Below are 22,619 nucleotides of genomic sequence, written 5' to 3'. Positions count from 1 at the left end.
CAAAAGAATAGAACTCCGTGATACTCTGTGTTACTCTGTGGTGAAAACTCATTTCTATACCGTTATGAATTAAATTCAACCAATGCTCGCATTATTAACAAACTCCCCTGGTTTTATGCCAAACTGTTTCTGAAAACACTTCGCAAAATAGGATGGATTATTAAAACCTACCATATAGCAGATTTCATTAATCCGGTATTTGTTTTCCGTAAGCAGGGCTGCCGCTTTCTTCAACCGCACTATCTGTATCAACTCGTTCGGAGTGATATTGGCCAGCGTCTTTATCTTGGCAAACAAACCTGAACGGCTGATGCAAAGCTGTTCCGCCAGGAAATCGACCGTCAGTTCCGGATTAGAGAAATTCTGTTCTATAATCTCATTGATGCGGGTCAGGAATTTATTATCCACCGAGTTGCTGGCAATACTGTTCAAAGGTACCATCGGCATTTTAGAGAATTTCTGACGCAGCAGATTACGTAAATCGAGAAGATTCCTGATACATGCTTCCAGATACTGCACAGAGAAAGGTTTCTCGATATAAGCATCCGCACCGCAGTCCATGCCTTCTATCTTGGAGTTTGTATCCGTCTTGGCTGTCAGCAGGATGAACGGGATATGGCTGATGGCCTGGTCGGCCCGCAACGCCTTACAGAATTCCACTCCATCCATGCGTGGCATCATCCAGTCGCTTACTATCAAGGTCACTTCATTCTCTCTCAGCTTCTCCAGCGCCTCCGCTCCGTCTTCCGCCGTCAGAATGGAATATTGACCGGAGAAACTGCTTGAAAGAAAATTCAGCATTTCTTCGTTGTCGTCCACAATCAGCATGACCGGTTTATCCTTGGAAGCTGTCACCGGCAGACTTTCCAACAGAATATCTTCCGGAATTGCCGGATTGAGAACGCTCGTCTCCCCTTCCTGCACCGCCGCCCCTGCTTGCTCAATGGGCAGCGTCACAATGAAAGAGGAGCCTTTGTTGATTTCGGATTCAACTTCGATGCAACCGTTATGCGATTCTACAATGCTTTTCACGATACTAAGCCCGATACCGGTGCCGGGTTTATTGTCCATCGCCTGATAGAAAGGCCTGAAGATTTTCTCTTGGTCTTCTTTGCTGATACCTATTCCGTTGTCAGTCACTTTAATCACAAAGGTATGCTGTTCCGGCTGTACAATGCACGAGAGGACGACCTTATCCTTGGTATATTTACTTGCATTCGTCAGCAGATTGCTTATCAGTTTGGTGATCGCCTCACTATCCACCATAGCCGTAAAATCAGCATCGGGATATTCCACTTCCAAATGAGCGCCATGCTGGGTGATGAACGGTTTGAAACGCTCACAAACCGCTTGCAGTAACTGGCGTATATTCTGCGAAGTATATTTAATGGTGATTCCCTCCTGTTCCACTTTACGGAAATCCAGCAGCTGATTGACCAGAAACAACAGTCTTTGGCTATTACGGTCGATAATATTCAGGTCATCCCGCAACACTGGCGACATCGGTATGGATGATTTCATAATCTTCTCCAAAGGACCGATAATGAGCGAAACCGGAGTACGGATTTCATGGGCTATCATCGTGAAGAACTTAATCTTAGCTTCATGCACTTCCTTCTCTTTACTCACATTCAGCTGATTGATTTCCGCAGTATGTTTCTTTTCCGTCCGTTTCAACAGGAAACGGATAAAGAAAGTCAGCCCTATGCATATCAATATGAAATAAAGAATCTTTGAAGCCGTGCTCCAATAGAAAGGAGGGTGGATGATTATTTTCAGACTTGCTTCCTGATCGCTCCAAATCCCGTCATTATTAGTAGCTTTCACTTTAAAGGTGTAAGTTCCCGCCGGCAGATTGGTATAAGTGGCTTTATTCTGTGAACCTACATAATTCCAGTCTTTGTCAAAACCTTCCAATTTATAGGCATACTGGTTCTTTTCGGGTGTGCAATAACTCAATGAAGCATAGAGCAGGCTGAAAACATGGTCTTTATAAGACAAATCAAGTTCCGTCATCCGGTTCAGGGCTTTCGGCAACTTCTTATCTCCTATCCGGATTTCTTTGTTGAAGATTTCCAATCCTGTAATGATAACCGGAGGAAGCACTCTGTTTGTCTTAATCTGATAAGGATAAAAAGCATTGAAGCCATTGACCGAGCCGACATATATCTTACCGTCGGAAGCCTTCAAAGCAGCATTAGGCAAAAATTGTTCGCTCTGCAACCCGTCGCTGCGCGTGAAGACCTGACAACTCTCGCCGGGAGCGTAACGAACCAGCCCTTTCGTCGTGGTCAGCCACAGCACATGCTGATCTTCAACGATACCGCAAATGTTACGACTGGGAATATCCAGAGGTATCGCTTCAAACCGGTCTTCCCCAGCATTATACTTGCAAAGCCCGTTCATCGTCCCCACCCACATATTTCCGTTGCCATCTATCAGCACGCAATTCACCTGGTCGTTAACCAATGCACCGGGAACATTGCTGTGCACGTAGTTCTTCCAAGTCTTTTTATCCGGATTATACTTAAACAAACCCTTCCCCTGCGTAGAGAACCAGATATTGCCATCGGCATCCTGATCTATATCGATGGTCAGCGATTCTAAGTCTTTGACGCGGACAAAATTGTCTTCTTCACGGTTATACAAGTTTATTCCTGCCATAGAAGTCACCCATATCCGCTTCTCCCGGTCACGGAAGATGGCGTAAGAACTGGTGCCGTCAAGGGTGGTCAAGTCTCCTCCTCTGGTGGTATATACCCTGAACGCGCCTGTTTTCGTATTCAGCACGTTGACTCCTCCCGTATAGGTGCCAATCCATAAATCACCATCATCCATACAAAGAGCATGCACATTATGGTAAGAAAGACTATTTCTGTGCTCATCGGGCATATAATGAGTGAATTGTTTATCCTTGGGAGAGAAGCGGCTCAGCCCTCCATCATCAGAGGCTATCCAGATATGCCCGTAAGAATCTTCACAGAAGCGCCCGATAACGGTTCCATTCACCGAATTGAAAAAGCGCGAATGGGCAAAGCATTCAAACTGCCCGGTATTAGGCGAAAGATAATTCACCCCACCGTAATAAGTCCCGACCCATATTCCGCCTTCACGGTCTTTTACGATAGGATAGACAAAACGATTGGATAATGAATAAGGGTTTGTTTCGTCCTCCGTGAACAGTTGATGTTCGCATGTAAGTGTATTAAACAGCAAAAGTCCGTCATCCGAACCTATCAATAGTTGGTGGGGAGCATATTCCACCAAAGAGTGGATATGAGTAGCCCCCTTACCTTCCGACGGATGCAAATAAGTGGTTGCCTTACCCGTATATCTGTCTATCTTCTGCAAACCGCATTCCCAGGTTCCCAGCCACAGTGCATGTTCAGAGTCTTCGAGCATGACCAGAGAGTTTGAGTCATATTGCCCCGCTTCGTAAGTGATAGGGAAAGGCTCGAATTTATTCTCCGCCTTATTCAGCTTGGACACAGTGGGGCTTCCCCAATTAGTGACCGCCCATATCTGATTTTCACTATCAACCAGCACACTCGCCATTAATCCATTGGCATCTTTAAATTCATAATGTTCCAGATAGTGCTTGGATATATTATACTTGAAAATACCTTGCCCTACTGTCGAGAACCACAAGTTGCCGTCTCTGTCTTCTGCAATATGATTCACATTGCTCTTAATGCTGTCACCCTGGGCTGTCAATACTTTGAATAGTTCAAAGCTTTCCGTTTCATAATCAAATATATACACCCCGTCTTCTGTCCCTACCCAGATATTGTCCGTAGTGTCGTAAAGAGAAGAGATATAATCATTAGACCCTTGCGGATTCAGATTATAAACCTTTATAGTGGTGCCGTCGTAACGGTTCAAGCCGTCATCCGTACCAAGCCACATAAAGCCATATTTATCCTGCATAATAGCACGCACAGAGTTGGAGGATAATCCATCTTCCACGGAGAAATGGCGGAACCAAAAATCAGTAGAAGCTGCCGGAAGCACCAACGGAATAATACCGGCTATTATTGCAAGGATAATCTTTTTCATTTCTTCACCAGATATTGATTGAACATAATTCCCATTACAATCAATGCAAGACCGATGTAAGTTGTAAACACAATCTGTTCACCCAATATGATTGCAATGAAGAATAAAGACAAGAAGGGAGATAAGTAACAAAGCTGGTTGACCAGTGCCGGATTGGATGTTTTCCGCATGGCAAGGCTGAAAAAGATGAAAGGAATGCCCATTTCGAACCCGCCGACATACATACCCGACAGTATACCGGGCAACGTATTAAAATGTACGCCTACCCCCACAGCTCCTATCAGCAAATAGACCGTGCCAAACAGGAAACTCATAAACAACGCAATACTGCCATCTGTTTTATCTTTGAACTTATTGTTTATCATCCAATACATGGCCCACAGTAAGGCACTCAATGCTGCCAGCAATAAGCCATGCACAGGTATGTCCATACCTCCCGATTGCCCTGTACCAACCGAAATCAGTACCACTCCACCCAGCGAAATAAACATGCCGATATATTTCTTCGGTGGTATGGGCTGATGGGCGAACAAGGCCAACAGAATAAGCAGTACAATAGGCCATGCATAATTGATGGGCTGTGCCACCTGTGCAGGTAGCAGGTCGTATGCTTTGAACAACACCAGATAATAAGCGACAGGATTCAGTAATCCCAATAATGCAAAGTATCCCCATTGGCGACCGGAAAGTTCCGACACCAGTCTCCACTTCTTCTGGAAAGTCAGCAAAAGGGCAAATATGACTAATGAAGTACAACTGGCTATCAGCAGCATCTCAAAATGAGTTAGATGCGTCAAAGCTATCTTAAAAGCAGTGGCTACAGTAGACCAACTAAGCACTGCAATGCAGGCATAAACAACGGCACTTGTATTGTTTCTCATCGGTTCATATATGTTTCTTTTGCAGACATCGTATTTATCTGTATGTTTATAAAGGATTGCTTCCCGTAACCTTGATGCGGTATGGCCATTGAGCATCTTTCTCTCCCGGAGCGGGCTTCATCCAATGTTCCGTTGGCGCTCCCATCACAACCAGCCACAAATAAGTCAGAGTTTGATCTTTTGGAGCTGTAAAAATAATACTTTTCCCGCTATTATCGCCCATTTCCCCATAAATAGATTCACCTTCTGCCGTTACGGCAACAAAACCATAACGCCAACCTGCCTTATCTGTATGGATTGCAGTATATCCTTCCTTTCCTGCTTCTCCGCAGAATTCCACTTTCACCTTCTCTCCCGATTGAGGAACAAGCAAAGGAATCGCATTGAATCCATAATTTTCAGGACAATTCTCCGGTGCTATCCCATACCATCCATCCGGCTGAGCTATTAGCTGAGAAGTATATTTATTGGCATACGGACGTGTTTCTTTCCAGACGCGCGGAAAATCCCAGTTGATAAAGTGGCGGTAAGTATCAAACATCTCGTCACAGAATTGTTTCTGATTCAAAGCAGCCAAACGTTTGTAGGTGATAACCGGGTCTTCTCCCCGCTTTCCCTGACGGTAAAGTTCGGCTATAATGGGAAGTCCCCGTTTCATACCCCAATATTCCAAGACGTAAGGTGAATGATAAATGTTCTCCATGTGGAGATAAGCCTTGTGAGTCAACTTCATGAAAGCATCCCAATGATATTTTTCATCAGTAATCCATTCGGGATTAACCTGCCACAGCATCCATTGCGAAGTCATTTCAAAGAAACCGCATCCTCCCCAGGCTTCACCCTGCCCATCACAACTGATTTGTGCCTGAAAACTATGTCCCAATTCATGGGCGATGCAGTTCAGTTTCTTATCTTGTACACGGTTGGGAGCAATCCACAAAGCGCCGATTTCTCCGTCATAATCTCCACCGTATGCCGTGCCTTCCAGGGAATAGTTCAGCATCACCATCATGCGATACTTGTCGCACTTGGAACCGGGACGTGAGAATTCCAGTTTATCACGGAAGAAACGGTAAAAGCTCTCCAATTTATCCATCAGATTCGGTAAATCGACCTGCATATTGTGCCCTTCCAACTGAGGCAGATTGGATAAATCATTCCCAAACCCTTTCTCCCAGAAGATGACAAAATTCTCTGTACAGGCCATACGATGATAACTCCATTTGCTTTCAGGGTTTTGCAAGTCTATGTCCTGAAGGTCTTTGGGAATGTAGATGGCTTTGCCAGCAGGCATAGGAACGGATGCCACATTCTGCGCCTTCAAGGCTAATCCCCAAACGATAGCAAGACTTAATAAAAGGATATACTTCTTCATAATCTTTATTTTGTTCCTGACGGATAGTTTTTAATAACAGTATCTAAATAATCGGTACGTTGTTGAAGCCATTGTTTCATCCGGGTTATCTCCGTCTGATAATTTTTATCAATAGGCCAGCATTCGGCATTACGCTTCATTGCGCCGGAACATCCTACGGCAAAACGACGTGTTTCTTCCCAAAATTCCGACATAATCTCACCCTTTATTTCCGTCCAACGTGCCTTGTATTCGCTCACAAAGCGCTTATTTTTGAAAAGATCCGTAAAGAAAGACGGAACACGATAGCCTCCGGTATGATTGACCGGATCAGTACCCAATACAAGTTCCCGATAGCTAGTGAAATAGTTATGTCCGGTATACATGGTTCCCCAGTCAAAGTCAAATCCTGCATCAAAATCCCAAAGTGGTCCCATAGTCCAAAGCCCGTTTTTATCTTTATGCATATAGATGCTGCGTGGAGCATCTACCTCCACATTGTACACCAGTTCCTGTATTATCATATAATCTATAAACGAAGCAATATTCATCAGCCGAGCGGTTGTTTCATAATCGCTGTCATGTATGCTCTGTTCTAATCGGGCAAAGTCATCCTGCACCCCCTTCAGTTGTGTGGCAGTAGCGTCTTCCGGATGTTTCACACAAATGGGCATTCGGTAAACTGTCGACCAGAAGTTGTCTCCCCCATTCGGATTCAATTCCGGTCCGTCGTCCGCATCCAGCGAAATCAGCATACCCTGTTCGTCATCCACCGCTATGCGGCTACTCCCTTGTTCCACTTGCTCTGTCAACTGATAGAGCCCGATGTACTCACCGTTCAATGTTACTTCCACATAACGAGAATGATTAGTATAAGGCAAACCTAACTTCTCACCTGCAATAAATGTAAAGGTATTCATCATGTGGGTCGGATCACGGTAATTGGCAAGAAGCACCCAATCCTTTTCAGTAGCCAGTCCAAGTATTTCCGACTTCTTATCCAGCTTAATGCGATAAGGTTTCTTCGGATACCAAAGCCAGGTAGAATTCCCACGTCCGCGAATACGTCCTGTTCCGTTATAATCCCATTCTTCTATTTCAGAGTCAATGATGAAGGTACAATTTACATAATCCTTTTTATCCTTCCCCATAATAGGGGCAGCGTTTTCGGTGTTGATGGTCAGTTGAGCAACTTGATAGATCATTTCTTTAGTAGATATCGGAAGAGTGCAAACAGGTTCTGAATCATCGGAGCAGCTTGCTAAAAATAGGGATAAGCATATCAGCTCTCCCCAAAATACATTCCTAACTATTGAGTTCATATTAACAGCTAAAATTAATAAATAAAATAAGCAGTAATTCCGCCTATACATTTTATCTTACTATATTACAATTAAGAGCCTGTGTCTGTCGGTACAAACACAAGCTCCTAATATTATTTTGAGAATAGTTATTCTACAATAAAATTGAATTTAAGAGTAGCAATGTATTCTTTACCATCCTTGGTATAGACAAGTTCAACCATTTGAGGATAAGTTTCTCCGGCAGTAATCGTACCTGGCATAAAACCGACTTCCATATCGTAGATCGTGTGAAGTTTGGTATAAGTACGTGCATCTGCGCCCCATCCTTGCGGTTTACCAGCAGCATTACACCAGAATCCTCCTAACTCACCACCACAATTATCTTCATAACTATAAGTACCATCAGGCAATTTCAGACGCATACAGATTTTTCCTTCGGCCAATCCCTCAGAACTATGTTGCTGGATGGCTGCAAAATCTTCCGGCATCAGGCAGAAAGCATGGCAAATAGCTGCATTATCGTAGTAAGCGATGTTATAATGAGCAAATTCATAAGATGCATCAGCCGTACCGCGCACATTAATAATCATCTCAACGCTTTTAGGCTTAGCATTCGGATCAAGCACCACTTCAACTACATCATTATAACTTTCCACGTCGGTGCCACTCAAAGTAATAGTATAAGGCCATTGTTCGTCATCTTCTTCCTTATCATTCCAATACTGACGATTGTATTCATCGGGAGCAGCCATTATCACGAAGTAGAGTTCATTGGTGCCTGCAGGTACTATATATGAAGCCGTACCTTCGGCACCTTTGCTCATTTCCGAATAGGTCGGTTTACCATTTACTATAGCTACATAACCATAACGGTAATCGGATGAAGTGTTATCCGAAGTATTGTAGGTCGTGGTTTTAGCCACAACTTTTCCATCTCCATCTACCTGTTCGCCTTTATCTCCCTTGGCAAGAGCACTTCCGGGAATGATAGCACCAACCGTAGTAGAAACTGTAGTACCAGCAGCAGGCACTTTCATTTTAATAACATTGAAACCGGTAGTTCCGGGACAACTCGCATAACCCACCTGATATTTGAGGTCGCCTACCTTGTATAAATCAGTACTATAATCACCTTTCACATAATCAGGTACAGTCACCGGTTTACTTTCATTATTGGCAAACTTCAAGTCATAGTATACCATACGTGAAGCATAGTCATAAAGATCAGCATAAAGAACATTCTGATTATTACCGCAATATATACGCTGGTAAGTTTGCAATGGATCTTCAGGATATTCCGAATCACGCCAAATACGTCCATATGCATCAATTCCATGTTTCTCTACCCAAGTATGCTGCAACCAGTAACTGGCGTAACGCATCCATTCATGGTTGAAGTGTCGATGATAATTCTTTTTCCAAACATCAAGATGATAGCCGAACATTTCTTCCGGATAGTCAAGTTGAGCTTGCCATTGCGCACACTGTTCCCAGAAAGCACAACCTCCGGCACCATCGGGGCCAAATCCATAACGGAATCCATGATGTAAATCAGCCGGAGCCCCCTGCTTGTTCACTTTATCAGCATAAACCTGGTACTGGAAAGAGTGACCGATTTCATGAGCTATGGTAGACCCTACAGGCTGACAAGTAGATGGATTTACCCAAAGGGCACCTATTTTGTCATCATAACCAGAACCAGTGGCAAGCCACTCATCCTGATAAATCAGATAAATCTGCATCTTATAATCGTCAAGCATAGATTTACCTTCACCCAAAGTCGCCATCTTAAGAATGTTAACATTGGTATTGAAGTATAACTCCGCTTTCTTAAGAAGGTCATCAATATCTACGCGCATGGCAGCCGAAACGCTTTCCGCATTTGGATCTTCTCCAAACTCCGGTGACCAGAATACAAAGAAGTGTTCACTTTGCTTCATGCGATGCCATGAATAGTAGCTGTCATGACGAAGCATATACTCAGGACCTTCCTCGAAGTGAGGATTTCCGGCACCGGGACAAATGTATTTGGCATAATCTTTAATTTCATCAGGTTTCAGGTACAATACCTTATACTTTTGAACCAACTTAATAGCCTGCGACTGACCTTTTACGGTAGAGATTGTAACAGTGGCAGAACGGTCATTGGCAGTGTCTTCGTTCTCCTGCATGGTCACAGTCAACTTCAACTCTTCACCAGCTTTACCTTCAGCAGGTGACACACTAGCCCATGAACAGGCATTACCTTCGGCATCCACAACGGCAACCGTCCAGTCCATGTCACTCTTAAAGTTTATTTCCAAGTTCTTGTCTTCGGCTTCAACCGCATAATCGGCCTCCATACCTGCAATAGAACCTTTATATCGAGGATCATAATCAGCTACACGTTTTGACATATCGTCATCTTCACATGCAGTAGTGAGAAACGATGTTCCACTAACAACCATCAACATAGCTGCGAAGTAGAAATAGTGTCGTATATTGCTTTTCATTTTATATTGTTTTAGAAAGTTTAAAAATAAGGTATTACTCGAAAGTTGCGTTCAAAAGGAACGACATCGCTTTTTGTTTATCAGGAGTAGCCAAACCAAATTTAACCATCATTGTAGTTCCCGATGCGATACCCGGAGCACGTCCGATAGCCATGCAAGCCGGATCATCCTCTAGCCAAGGCTCGATGAAGAAAGAGAAGCCATCTGCTCCCCAAGTGCAAATTTCGTTATTGGCATTACACCAGTAACCACCATTATTTGCAGTAGAAGTGCCGTCCCAAACATATGCATTAGTTTCAAGGTTCATTATATAAGGTTTTACTGCGCCATCGGAAACAGCAGCAACCAATTCGGCAGAAGACATACCAAACACATAATTGATATTTTCAGCTACACTCTCGAATGTCAACGAATAAGCATTATAGTCACCAGCAGGAATCGTTATATCCTGAATGATGAAACTCTTATCAAATACAGTCATAGCCATAACGAAACGAATAGCCGTATTGTAGTTTGGTCCATCAAGGGCAAAGCCAAACTCTATCGAAGCTGCACCACCGGCATTTCCATCGGGATAAAAATTGAAGCATTTGGTTGCGGCATCGAATTCAATGATGCCATACAAGGATACATCATCAATTTCACATACATTACCGTTTTTATTAACATACCAGCCATATTTCTTCCCTTCTACATTGGCTTTTGCTTTGTTCCATACACTACGGGAGGCATTAATGGGACAGACAACCACTTTCCCGCTCTCAATAGCACTCATCAGTTCATCTACTGTCATGCCGAGCTGTTGCTGTATTATTGTTTCATATTGTTCGATACTAATGGTAGCAGGAACAGGATCGCCAGCTTTTTTATCAAAGGTACTGGTTACAGTTCCCTTTTCATCTGTTTTCACGGGTGGATTCTCATTTGGACCGTACACATGCATACTTGTAGCATCTGTATATTCTTCACTGCAAGCGGTTGTCATAAACAACGCACCACAAATCATCAGTATATAGATTAATTTCTTTTTCATGGTTCTTTATTTTGCGGTTGTATAACCAGGGTTCTGAACTAAGTTAGGATTGGCATCCAGATTATCCTGCAGGATGGGGAAGATGTCAAGATGGTGATCATTCGGATTAGTGTTAGCACTCTTGCCGAACCATGACTTACCATTGAAAACATTGCATCCATTAGTCATCTTGAAGCGAATAAGGTCTTGACGACGGTGGTGTTCATACACAAACTCCCAAGCCAATTCATCAAGCAAACCACCAAGAATGATATCATCACCACCTTCGTGAGTAGTAATAACTTCAACATTGGTAAGGTTCTTGTCATCATCAAGCGTACCTTGCGTTTCGCGCAATCCATAATCGTATACGCTGCCTCCTTTCAGTTGGGCAACAGTACGGAGTGCTTTTTCAGGGTTGTTTTTGAATGCACGACGACGAATCATCGTTACAATATCCGCAGCATCCTGCTCTGTCTCACCATTATATCCGCCCAGACGGAGCAAACATTCAGCCTTAATAAAGTAAGCGTCTGTCAAACGAAAGAAAGGTACATTGTCATCACTGGTACCAATGTTACCCGGTTGAATCTCATAGAGCCATAAACGAGCACCCTGATAGTCACCTGCACCTGGCTTTTCAATAGCCCATACTTCGGGAGTAAGATTCACCTCTTTTCCGTTATCATAGAGTATATTTCCTTGTTGATCACGCTGAACGCCCCATTTCCAAGTATCAGCCTTACGGGTGTCATCTTCATCATAAGTATCAAAAAACTGCGGTACGCAAGCACTTCCATTCCAAGGGTCGAACGAAACGCCAAATACATCCTTGCAGATGGCGGGAAACCATTTGCAGAAGTGGTTCGTACCATGACCGGCATATTTATTGCTATACATCAGTTCGAATATATTTTCCTTGCTCCCGGCTACGGAGAAAGGCTCACGATAATTCTCAGCCAATGTATAGGCACCATCATTGATGACTTCATTCACCTGTTCGATAGCCAAACCATAGTATTTATTATCAGGAGCATCGGGGAACCAAGCATCATGGTTCAGATACATCTTTGCCAGTAGCATACAGGCACCATAGTAATTCAGCTGTCCTTTTTCCACTTCTTTAGTAAGCAATGGTTTCGATTCTTCTACTTCTTTCACTATGAAATCGAAAGTAAACTGCGGAGTCTCCTGTTTCGGCATATAGTCGGCCGGCAGTTTCAAAGTAGTAGTTACAGGAATATTGCGATGCAAATCGAACAATACATAATAGAACAGCGCACGGAAAGTGCGCAACTCGGCTGTTGCTCTTTCGTTACTGCTGATGGTTCCATCGTCAAGCAACTGATTGCAAGAGTTTATACCTTGATAACAAGAGTACCAAGGGCGATAAAGATGATTAATAGTAGGATGGAATTCATGCTTGTGCAATGAAACATATTGTGCACCCCATCCTCCATAAGTACGGTAAGGGGTCATAATCAAGTCACCACACTCTTGGCTAATATCCATATAACCTTCCCAGCCATCGTACATATCGCGTAAACGGTCGTAAATTACACCATATTGAGCCGCAATCTCGGTTTCAGTAAATTCATAGCTACCATCACCAGGAAGTTCACTATATAAGGTTTCACTCAAATCGGTGCAACTGCCTAACAGAATTGAACCGGCAAATAATATACCGACAGCACCTTTCTTAAATATCGTATTATATTTCATAATTATTTTGCTTTTAATGAGGTTAGAAAGTTACGTTCAAACCTACAGTGAATGAACGTACAGTGGGATATTTATCACGACTGTCTACACCAGCAGTCCAAAAGTTGTTGCTGCCGAGTTCCGGATCAGACCCCTTGTACTTAGTGATTGTAAAAAGATTATCTATACTACCATAGAAGCGTATGCTTTTTACATAAGTACTTTTCTTAAAGTCATAAGTATAGCCCAAAGTCATATTGGTCAGTTTCAAGTAATCACCATCTTCAATGTAATAACTGGTTACTACTTGTGACTGCTGTGCAGAGAGTGGGCGAATACCGCCAATTGCATCGGCTGCCGATTTCAACTTATTGTAAGCATGGGCGTTGTTTTCATAAAACACACGTTGCTGGTTGATAATCTTATAGCCAAACTGACCGGTAAACTGCATAGTCAAATCAAAATTCTGATAGCGGAATGTATTATTCCATCCCATAGAGATTTTGGGAATGCCATTACCCATACGTTGGTACCAGTTGTCGCGGTCGTTACGCATTTCCTGATAAAATTCGGCAGCCTGGCCAGTTTCCGGGTTTTCTATCAAGAACAGACCTGTCTTTTCTGATACACCAACTGCTTTCAGTGACCAGATTTCGCCAAAGCTCTTGCCTACCTCCACTTTGTGGGTATACTGGCTCACAGGGTCACCTACACCTTGCTGCCAAAGAATATTCTCAGTCTGATAAAGGTCATTGGAAAGGCTTACCAACTTATTGGCATTATGTTGCATTGTTAGTGCAGTATTCCATTCAAAATCTTTGGTTTGAATAGGAATGGCACGAACCATAATTTCGATACCGGAATTGCGCATCTTACCTACATTGGCCAGGGTAGAAGTATACAAATTAGGGGGACTGGGTACGGCATAATCAAAAAGCATATCCGAGGTATTCTTTACATAGAAATCTACGGAACCACCCAAACGGTCATTCAATACGCCCCAGTCCAAACCTACATTGAGTTCTTTGGCAATCTCCCATTTCAAATCAGGATTGGCATTTGATAATGCTTTCAATCCTTTAGCCCATTTCCCATCACGGTAATAATTACCACCGGAGTAACTATAGCGAACAATAGATTGGTAAGAATAAGCCGGAATTACACCAGTCACACCATAACCGGCACGAAGTTTCAAATTGTTCAACCAGTTACGAGTCGATTCCAGAAAACTCTCATTCATGATATTCCAACCCAAGGAAACAGAAGGGAAAGCACCCCATTTATGGTTGGCACCAAACTTGGAAGAACCCTCGTAACGAACAGAAGCCAAAATGTTATAACGATTATCAAAACCATAGCTGATACGGGCAAATGTACCAATCAAAGTCGATTCTGTCTTTGAGCTACTCATTGAAGCCTTACCATCAGTAAGATATTCACCGGCACCCATATTGTTGTAACCAAAGTAATCTGTCGGGAAATTGGCATTCCACATACCAGCACTCTCATAAGTATTTCTTGACCAGCTGTAACCTACCATACCTTCAAAACGGTGCTTTCCTGCAAATGTAGCGTGATATTTAGAAGTCAATTCCAAGTAATCTGTACGATCATAATTATCACTTAGACTTGCCTCGCCAGTCAGGTTACCAATCGCGGTAGTAGTATGATACTTAGTGTTGTATGAACCGGTTTTACCTGTTGAACGGTGACTGGCCAACATTAAGTTAGTTTGCCATCCTTTAATCGGTTCAAAAGTTACATTTCCGGTAATTCGAGTATTTATTTCCTTTGTTTCACCTGTACTTTCATTCTGCAACGAAACAGGATTGTAGTATTGTAACAGTGAACGTTCGTTGTAAGTACCGTCTTCATTCCAAATTGGAGAAGTCGGATTTCGAATCACAGCTTGTCTATAAATTTGCGTAAGGCTATTTACTCCATAAGCATCATACTTATCCAAATACTTATAATTGTCTTGCACAATGTTTAGGTTTACCTTCAACATATTGTTGAACATCCAATGACTCACATCAAACGACACACTCAAGTCTTCGTTACCAGACTTCTTCATTACCCCCTGCTGATTGCGATAAGTTACATTACCATAATAAGAGGTAGTAGAAGAACCGCCTGTGATAGAAAAGCTATGATTATGTGTCACACCAGTACGACTCACCGCATCGAGCCAGTCAGTGTCATACCCTTCATCATTATATTGTGTTTTTCCTGCACGAATGTCATCAGGAGTCATGAAATCTGCTTTCTTGACCCAATTAGAAAATGAGACGTAACCAGAATAAGTGGCAGTTGCTTTCTGTTCGCGCATGCCGGTTTTGGTAGTGATAAGAATAACTCCACCTGCACCTCGCGTTCCATAAATAGCGGCAGCAGAAGCATCTTTCAGTACATCAATAGAGGCTATGTTCTCAGTAGGAACGGTACTCATGCTACCAGGAACTCCGTCAATCAGTACTAATGGAGAAGCGTTACCCGATACAGAGACAATACCACGAAGACTGATTTCAGTACCTACATTAGGGTCACCCGAAGGTTTAGCAATGGTCAGACCGGCTACTTTACCCTTCAGTAAATCACCCGCATTATTGAAATTACCTACCAAGAAGTCTTCAGCTTTCACACTGGCAATGGCACTCGTCACATCACCCTTCTTCTGCGTACCATAACCGATAACCACCACTTCATCCAACAACTCCGTATCATCGGCAAGAGTAATATCTATTTTTCTCTTGTTTCCTACCGTTATTTCCTGTGCCTTATAGCCTATATAAGAAACAGACAATACTGAATTGGCACCTTTCACCTTTAGTGTGTATTGGCCGTCTACATTGGTTATCACACCGTTAGTGGTTCCTTTCTCAAGAATGTTGGCACCAATAATAGGCTCGCCACTCTTATCTTTTACTACACCCGTGACTGTTACCACCTGCTGTTGTACAGCCTCGATGTCCATTGCTCCCACTGTTTCCGCAAACGTTGCTGTCGGACCGATGCCGACACCCGCTGCAAGGAAAAGACAGGCCGTAGCCCTTAGAACAGCTTTGCTGAACAAGGCTCGATTTTCATGTGTTTTCATATTACATCTTTAATTAAAAGGTTACTATTCAATTACAAGTTATTATTTTTTAATTTTAAAAAAATGGATTTAGTTTACTTTCCATTCAATCACCCCGCCCGAAGCACCTTTCTGCAACTGAGCGGCAATTTTCAATCCTGTCGTTTTTACCGGTTTAAAGTCAAGACTATTGTAGCAGTCCTTCTTCACCACATAGCCATTCAATGCCTCTACTTCTTTCCAAGTTTTACCATCTTTATAGTAGAGTTTCCAGCTTTCCGGCACGCGGAAGTTCCCATCGTAATGATCGAAATCCAGCCAATAAACCTGTACGTTTGAAACGGTATAAGGCTGATCAAATTGGTAAGCCAGCGTTTCCAGCGTTCCGTTTCTCAACCACCAATAGTGGTAAGGCTTAGAAATATCCGACGAACGTTTCGGTTCCCATTGGTCGTTCACTCCCCATGCCCAGCTTTCTACAGAGGCTGATTCAGGAGCATCTTTTTGGATAGGAGCCTGTATCATCAGAGTCCGTGCCTTGCTGGCAATTGTCGGTTCGGGAATGGGACGAGCATACTCGGCAGCTTCAGGAATCCAAACTGCCATTTGGTCTGCACCACGATTATTCCAGGTTGAATAAGGAATGGCTTTGAAAGGAACCTCTTTCACACTACCATCTTTACCCACTTCTTTCACATTACCGGTCAGCACCACCACACCGTTCAACAGATTAGCATCGTAAGCTGCTTCCATTGGAGTGGCATCAGGAATAAACTTGTTGAAAACAGTGCTGTCAGCCTGATCTTTGCCCTCCAGACAGAACACGATAGGACCACGTTCGATAGCCAGTTTACCACGATCATCTTCCACATTATCATTGGCTTTAATACGGCGCACATCCATCGGAAGGTTGATTTCTACCACATCACCCGCTTTCCAGGTACGTGAAATAGTAGCGTAGCCATCATATTGTTTGGCATTTGCTTTCTTACCGTTAACAGAGATGCTGTAAGCACCTGCCTTATCAGTAAATGAGTAAAGATCCGTCGGTACGGGAGCATCCTGCGCCCAACCCGGGATACGAAAACGTAAAGCAAATTCCTGCTCTTTCTCAGGAGTAACTAAGATGGAAACCTTTCCTTCCCAAGGATATTCAGTAGTCTGTTCCAAAGCTACATTATTGCTGTCTGTATTAAGGTCAGCTTTACTCTGGATATAAAGGTTAACATAAATATCATTACCCTGAGTGGCATACATATAATAAGGTACGGAAGCCATGAAGCGAGTTACATTACCCGGACAGCAAGCACAACCAAACCAATGCTGGCGTTCGTGCTGCCCCATAGATTCGAGCGGATTATCATAGAAGAACTTGTCACCGCTAAGGGAGACACCCGAAATCACACCATTATAAAGTGCACGTTCCAACACATCGGCATATTTGGCGTTTCCCGTAGCCAGAAACATGCGGTGATTCCAATAAACATTGGCGATGGCTGCACAAGTTTCGCAATATGCGGTATGATTGTTCAGTTCATAGTTAGGTCCAAAGCCTTCCCCCTGCGGACGGGAACCTATACCTCCGGTAATAAAGAGTTTCTTGCTTGCCATATTCTCCCAAATACGACTCAGTGCGTTAAAGTAAGCTGTGTCCTGGGTCAGGGCAGCCACATCGGCAACACCCGAATAAAGGTATCCGGCACGCACGGCATGGCCTACGATTTCGTCTTGCTGCAAAATAGGTTTGTGATCCTGACTGTATTCGCTGAGACGATGACCGTCTGTTCCGCGTCCGGTTTCCTCCACGAAATATTTAGCCATTTTCAGATATTTCTCGTCACCTGTCACTTTATATAATTTAGCAAGCGCCATTTCGGCGATGGGGTGTCCCGAAGGAACATGCTTTTGTCCTTCACTCGGACCAAATACCTGACAAACAAGGTCAGCATTTTTGATAGCGACATCAAGCAGAGAGCGTTTACCTGTCGCGCGATAGTGTGCAACGGCAGCTTCGTACAAGTGACCGCTATTATAAAGTTCGTGACTATTGATTTTTTCCCAACGATGCGTTCCCCACCAACCGGAAAGGCGGTAGCATTTATTAGTTACGCACGTAGTGAGATAGCCGTCCGGTTCCTGAGCGGCTGCGATAAGGGAGATGACACTATCCAGATAAGCATCCAGTGCTTTGTCATACTTCACAGCCAGCGAGTAGGAGGCTCCTTCTATTATCTTATAAGGATCGGTATCGTCAAAAGAGAAATCACCACGGTGTTCGCCTTTCATTAATCCTCCGGCAATGGCAAAGTTATCGAAGCGCCCGTTCTTCTCACATTCTTTAAATGCGGAAGGTATGGAGACTGTACGATTGGTTTCAATACGCGGAGTCCAGAAGTTATCGTTCAGGTGAACTTGTGTAAAAGGAACTTCTTTAATCGGAGCATCAGGCTGAACGTAGGGTTCGCTGCAAGCACTCATGCCCAGGAGGGCGATGCTACCGAAAAGGAATTGGATTCGTTTCTTCATATATGTATTTTTAGTTCGTTACCAAAAGTGTACGGCAAAGGAAAAGGATTTATCTTAAACTGAATAAAACGAAAGTCCATATGAATGCAAAAATAGTCGGATCACAAAGGCTCTGGAGGATATTTAGATTATTATTGTATTAGCTTGGATTATTTTTTCATGGCTGTAGATATTATACCCGAACCGCACCCGGAATGCACTTGCTCCGTACTTTCTCCGTGTAGAGGTACCTCTACACGGAGAAAGTACGGAGCAAGTGCATTCCAAGAAGGGAACAGAGTATAAATTCATTCATTTTCGAGTAATTATGAATATTTTTTGTATACTTTATACCTACCTTCATTGGATTGTAACTATTTTGTAGTTACATTCGCAAAAACTTATCGAACGTTTTTAAGACATTGCCCACAAACTTTACATTTGAGGAAATGGAGCGTTTGTTGTTGATATTTGGTTATAAAAAATCAAATAAAGGCAAAACTTCCGGTTCGAGAGTTATCTTTAAAAATGAAGATAAACGCCCGATAATGATTCATAAACCCCATCCCGGCAATATTATTAAAAGTTATGCCATGAAGCAAGTACTGAATGATTTGACGGATGCAGGTTTTATAAAATGAAGAAAGGAGTATAATTATGAACACGTTAAAGTACAAAGGTTTCATTGGTTCTGTCAATTTCAGTGAAGAGGACAGTATTTTCTTCGGCAAAATAGAAGGGATAAATGGAATGGTCAACTTTGAGGGACAAAGCGTTCAGGAATTAACAGAAGCATTCCATGAGGCGGTCAATGATTATCTGGCATATTGCGAAGAGGAAGGAATACAGCCACATAAAAGTTACTCAGGATTATTAAACGTTCGTCTAACCCCTGAAATACATAGTCGTGTGGCAATGTTGGCACAACGTGCCGGAATCTCAATCAATGCTTTTATCAAGCAAGCATTGGAAAAGCAAATTACAGCTATGTTATAAAAGTACCCTCTTAAAGGAACTGATTATGAGATGTAATTCCTAATCGACTCCTATGCAAAAATAGTCCAAAGACTAAAAAGATAATCCAAACATAGTCCAAGAATGCCACAAAAGGGCGATTCTTGGACTATTCTTTTATTACATTATATTATTCAGTCCTTCCGTTCATCCTTTTTTCGTTTACTTTGCACACGAACCAAATGAAGAGCTAATCGATTATGAAAAACTACACATCTCTCAAATTAGTCGTTATTTCCTTGTTTTTATACTTCGGGAATAATCCACTCGGGGCAGCTCCCGGAAAGAAATATGCGCTCTCCTCTCCTGATGGGAAGTTGAAGGTAGAAGTTACTACCGGAGACAAACTGTCTTATCAAGTGATGTACGAAAACGATACAATTCTCTCTCATTCTAACATAGGATTAGTTCTGGCAGACGGAACTACAATAGGAAACAATTCTCAGGTAACAGGTATTAAAAGGAAAAAGGTCAGGGATAATGTAGCATCTCCTTTCTATCGCTTCAAGGAGTTCATAGCCATATACAATGAACTCAACTTGAAGCTGAAAGGTGATTTCGGCATTACCTTCCGCGCATATAATGAAGGAGTGGCTTATCGTTTTTACACAACACAAAAGACAGAAGTAACTATCAAAGAGGAAGTGGCAGAATTCAACTTCAATCAGGATTACACAGCCTATCTTCCTTATACAACCAACGATAAGAAGCCAATGGCAATGGCTTTCCAGAATGTCTACGACATCACCCCACTATCGAAGGCACAGCCAAAACCGGCTTTCCTGCCCGTAACCGTGGACTGTGGTAAAGCCAAACTGACGATATTGGAGTCTGACCTCGAAGCTTATCCGGGTATGTTTGTGAAGAAGGTTGCCCCCTCGTCAACTTACTCCCTGAAAGGAGTATTTGCCTCCTACCCCACCAAGACAGATTTCTACCCCTGGCGCAGACAGGAGTATGTGACAGAGACAACTGATTTCATAGCCCGCAGCAAAGGCGCCCGTCCTTATCCCTGGCGTGTGCTGGCTGTGACGGAAAAAGATACGGATATGCCCGTCAACAATCTGGTTTATGCACTGACATCCCCCAACCGCATAGGCGACACTTCCTGGATAAAAACCGGGAAAGTGGCCTGGGACTGGTGGAATGACTGGAATCTGAAAGGTGTCCCCTTCAAGGCAGGTATCAATATGGATACCTACAAATATTATATAGATTTCGCCAGCCGCAACGGCATCGAGTTTATTGTGCTCGACGAAGGCTGGTACGCCCCCAAAAGCGGTGATATGCTGACCGTCATTCCCGAACTGAACCTCCCGGAACTGGTTGCTTACGGAAAGGAGAAGGGAGTGGAACTCATACTCTGGACAGTATTCAACGTACTCGACAGCCAACTGGAAACTGCTTGCAAGAAGTACTCCGACATGGGCATCAAAGGTTTTAAAGTCGACTTCCTCGACCGCGACGACCAGACAGCCGTTGAAATGGTATATCGTATTGCCGAAGCCACCGCCAAGCATAAACTGACGCTCGACCTGCACGGCATCTATAAACCGACAGGTATCAATCGTACTTATCCGAACATCATCAACTTCGAAAGCCTCTTCGGCATGGAAGAAGTGAAATGGACGGACATTAAAAATAACATGCCGCTTTATGATGTCACTTTCCCCTACATCCGTATGATGGCAGGTCCGGTAGACTACACTCCGGGAGCTATGCGTAATGCCACAAAAGTAGACTGGCGTGCCGTTTACTATACGCCAATGAGCATGGGAACCCGTTGCCATCAACTGGCTGCCTATATCGTGCATGACTCCCCCCTCACCATGCTGTGCGATGCACCGATAAATTATCTGAATGAACAGGAATGTGTAGATTTCATCACTTCCATTCCTGTAGAAACTGATTCTACTTTTATCGCCGCAGGCAAATTAGGAGAATACATTGTGAGTGTTCGTAAGAAAGACATCAACTGGTACATCGGCGGAATGACAAACTGGGATGAACGGGATGTGGAAATAGACTTCTCTTTCCTGCCAACAGATGCCTGTTACACCGCCACATTATTTACTGACGGTATCAACGCCAACAAACAGGCGGAAGATTACCGCACAGAAACGCTCACAATAGATAAAAACAGCCGGATGAAATTGCATTTAGCTTCGGGAGGAGGATTTGCAATGAAGCTCGAAGCCTGTCCGATACGCGGAACGGTGACGGCAATACCCGAAGGCAAGAATATTCCTTCTTTCTATAAGAAATACATTGAAACGGAAGGTTTATATGTCACTTCATCTGAGCGGGTGAGCGACGAGGCATTGCTGAAAGCCTGTGATATTATCAGTCTGATGCTGGCCAAACGCCCTGACGTGAAAGCACATATGGTGAAGATGGGTTGCCACGTGATGGTAATAGGGAAAGATGAAGCGACTTGCGACTTACCGGAGTTTGCCCATATCTGCAATTCTCCCGACAGCATTGCTTACTGGAACTGGCGTGCCCGAGGTTTCGGAGGTGCGCCGGAAGATGAATTCTCCGCCAGTTGCGGAGAGGAGAACCTGTTGGCTTTACCACAAGATAAATATACGGGCGAAAATATTCTGATTCATGAATTTGCTCATCTGATACACATGGTAGGGATAGTTGGTGTAGAACCTGATTTCAATGACCGGTTGGAGGCTTTATGGAAAAACGCAGGCGAAAAAGGATTATGGGCAAATACTTATGCCTTAAGCAATAAAGAGGAATATTTTGCCGAATGTGTGCAGTCTTTCTTTAACTGTAATCGCTATGCCGAGCCTGCCAATGGAGTGCACAATTCCATGAACCGTCGTGTGAAGCTGAAAGCATACGATCCGGATATGTATAAGTTACTGAAAGAATACTTTTATGAGATAGAAATACCGATTAATAATGAAATACATAAATGATAATTTATCAGTGTGCATCCCCTAAGCCTGAAAGGCTTTTATCTTATAGCCCAGGGTAACACCCTGGGTAATGGATGCTCCCACAATCTTACGCCCTGTAAGGGCAAAAGCCCATGTTGCTGTTATGCCCTTACAGGGCGCAAAGAGAAACACATGGCAATCCCCCAGGGCGTTGCCCTGGGCTATAAGATAAAAGGCTTTCAGCCTACCAGGTACTATCACGTCAATGAGTATGCCGAAAGGAAACCTTGCTCCAGCGCTACGCTGGTAAATTATCATTTATAAAACAAT

The 22,619-nt window shown here is 43.3% G+C and carries 13 protein-coding genes; 4 read left to right on the top strand and 9 right to left on the bottom strand.

All coding sequences use genetic code 11. The features are described from left to right. Window positions 1-75 precede the first annotated feature (75 nt). From BUC01_RS07380 to BUC01_RS07340, 9 genes are all read right to left on the bottom strand, one after another. Window positions 76-4,056, bottom strand: coding sequence for a hybrid sensor histidine kinase/response regulator transcription factor (locus tag BUC01_RS07380; RefSeq protein WP_073313159.1), 3,981 nt, complete (start codon window positions 4,054-4,056; stop codon window positions 76-78). After that, a complete protein-coding gene (locus BUC01_RS07375; protein WP_025832585.1) occupies window positions 4,053-4,937 on the bottom strand; it encodes a DMT family transporter in 885 nt (294 codons plus the stop codon). The genes BUC01_RS07380 and BUC01_RS07375 overlap by 4 nt, the downstream gene beginning before the upstream one ends. Before the next feature lie 46 nt (window positions 4,938-4,983). Further along, the gene (locus BUC01_RS07370; RefSeq protein ID WP_073313157.1) at window positions 4,984-6,312 is read right to left on the bottom strand and encodes a DUF6055 domain-containing protein; all 1,329 of its coding nucleotides are present in this window, start codon (window positions 6,310-6,312) and stop codon (window positions 4,984-4,986) included. Between the two features lie 5 nt (window positions 6,313-6,317). Continuing rightward, window positions 6,318-7,496 carry a CotH kinase family protein gene (locus BUC01_RS07365; protein ID WP_025832587.1) on the bottom strand — a complete coding sequence of 393 codons (1,179 nt, stop codon included), beginning with the start codon at window positions 7,494-7,496 and terminating at the stop codon, window positions 6,318-6,320. A 245-nt stretch (window positions 7,497-7,741) separates the two neighbouring features. Further along, window positions 7,742-10,087, bottom strand: a complete 2,346-nt coding sequence (locus tag BUC01_RS07360) for a DUF6055 domain-containing protein (protein WP_073313156.1) — start codon at window positions 10,085-10,087, stop codon at window positions 7,742-7,744. A 34-nt stretch (window positions 10,088-10,121) separates the two neighbouring features. After that, on the bottom strand, window positions 10,122-11,120 hold the full coding sequence (locus tag BUC01_RS07355) for a DUF4859 domain-containing protein (protein WP_025832589.1): 999 nt from the start codon (window positions 11,118-11,120) through the stop codon (window positions 10,122-10,124). A gap of 6 nt (window positions 11,121-11,126) precedes the next feature. Then, window positions 11,127-12,821, bottom strand: a complete 1,695-nt coding sequence (locus BUC01_RS07350; protein ID WP_025832590.1) for a RagB/SusD family nutrient uptake outer membrane protein — start codon at window positions 12,819-12,821, stop codon at window positions 11,127-11,129. Window positions 12,822-12,843: 22 nt separating this feature from the next. Further along, window positions 12,844-15,897, bottom strand: a complete 3,054-nt coding sequence (locus tag BUC01_RS07345; RefSeq protein ID WP_025832591.1) for a SusC/RagA family TonB-linked outer membrane protein — start codon at window positions 15,895-15,897, stop codon at window positions 12,844-12,846. Between the two features lie 69 nt (window positions 15,898-15,966). After that, window positions 15,967-18,402 carry a glycoside hydrolase family 127 protein gene (locus tag BUC01_RS07340; RefSeq protein ID WP_025832592.1) on the bottom strand — a complete coding sequence of 812 codons (2,436 nt, stop codon included), beginning with the start codon at window positions 18,400-18,402 and terminating at the stop codon, window positions 15,967-15,969. A gap of 428 nt (window positions 18,403-18,830) precedes the next feature. Here BUC01_RS07340 and BUC01_RS07335 point away from each other — a divergent pair, with 428 nt between their 5' ends. The 4 genes from BUC01_RS07335 (at window position 18,831) to BUC01_RS26075 (ending at window position 22,613) form a co-directional block, all read left to right on the top strand. Then, the gene (locus BUC01_RS07335; protein ID WP_083595450.1) at window positions 18,831-19,022 is read left to right on the top strand and encodes a type II toxin-antitoxin system HicA family toxin; all 192 of its coding nucleotides are present in this window, start codon (window positions 18,831-18,833) and stop codon (window positions 19,020-19,022) included. A 16-nt stretch (window positions 19,023-19,038) separates the two neighbouring features. Then, window positions 19,039-19,377 carry a type II toxin-antitoxin system HicB family antitoxin gene (locus tag BUC01_RS07330; RefSeq protein WP_034524379.1) on the top strand — a complete coding sequence of 113 codons (339 nt, stop codon included), beginning with the start codon at window positions 19,039-19,041 and terminating at the stop codon, window positions 19,375-19,377. A gap of 218 nt (window positions 19,378-19,595) precedes the next feature. Further along, window positions 19,596-22,328, top strand: a complete 2,733-nt coding sequence (locus BUC01_RS07325; protein ID WP_073313154.1) for a retaining alpha-galactosidase — start codon at window positions 19,596-19,598, stop codon at window positions 22,326-22,328. A gap of 153 nt (window positions 22,329-22,481) precedes the next feature. Continuing rightward, a complete protein-coding gene (locus tag BUC01_RS26075) occupies window positions 22,482-22,613 on the top strand; it encodes a hypothetical protein (RefSeq protein ID WP_262484415.1) in 132 nt (43 codons plus the stop codon). The last annotated feature ends 6 nt before the right edge of the window (window positions 22,614-22,619 follow it).

This window comes from Bacteroides stercorirosoris, assembly GCF_900142015.1.
In the GTDB taxonomy this organism is placed as follows: domain Bacteria; phylum Bacteroidota; class Bacteroidia; order Bacteroidales; family Bacteroidaceae; genus Bacteroides; species Bacteroides stercorirosoris.
This window is presented reverse-complemented; position numbering and strand designations above follow the sequence as displayed.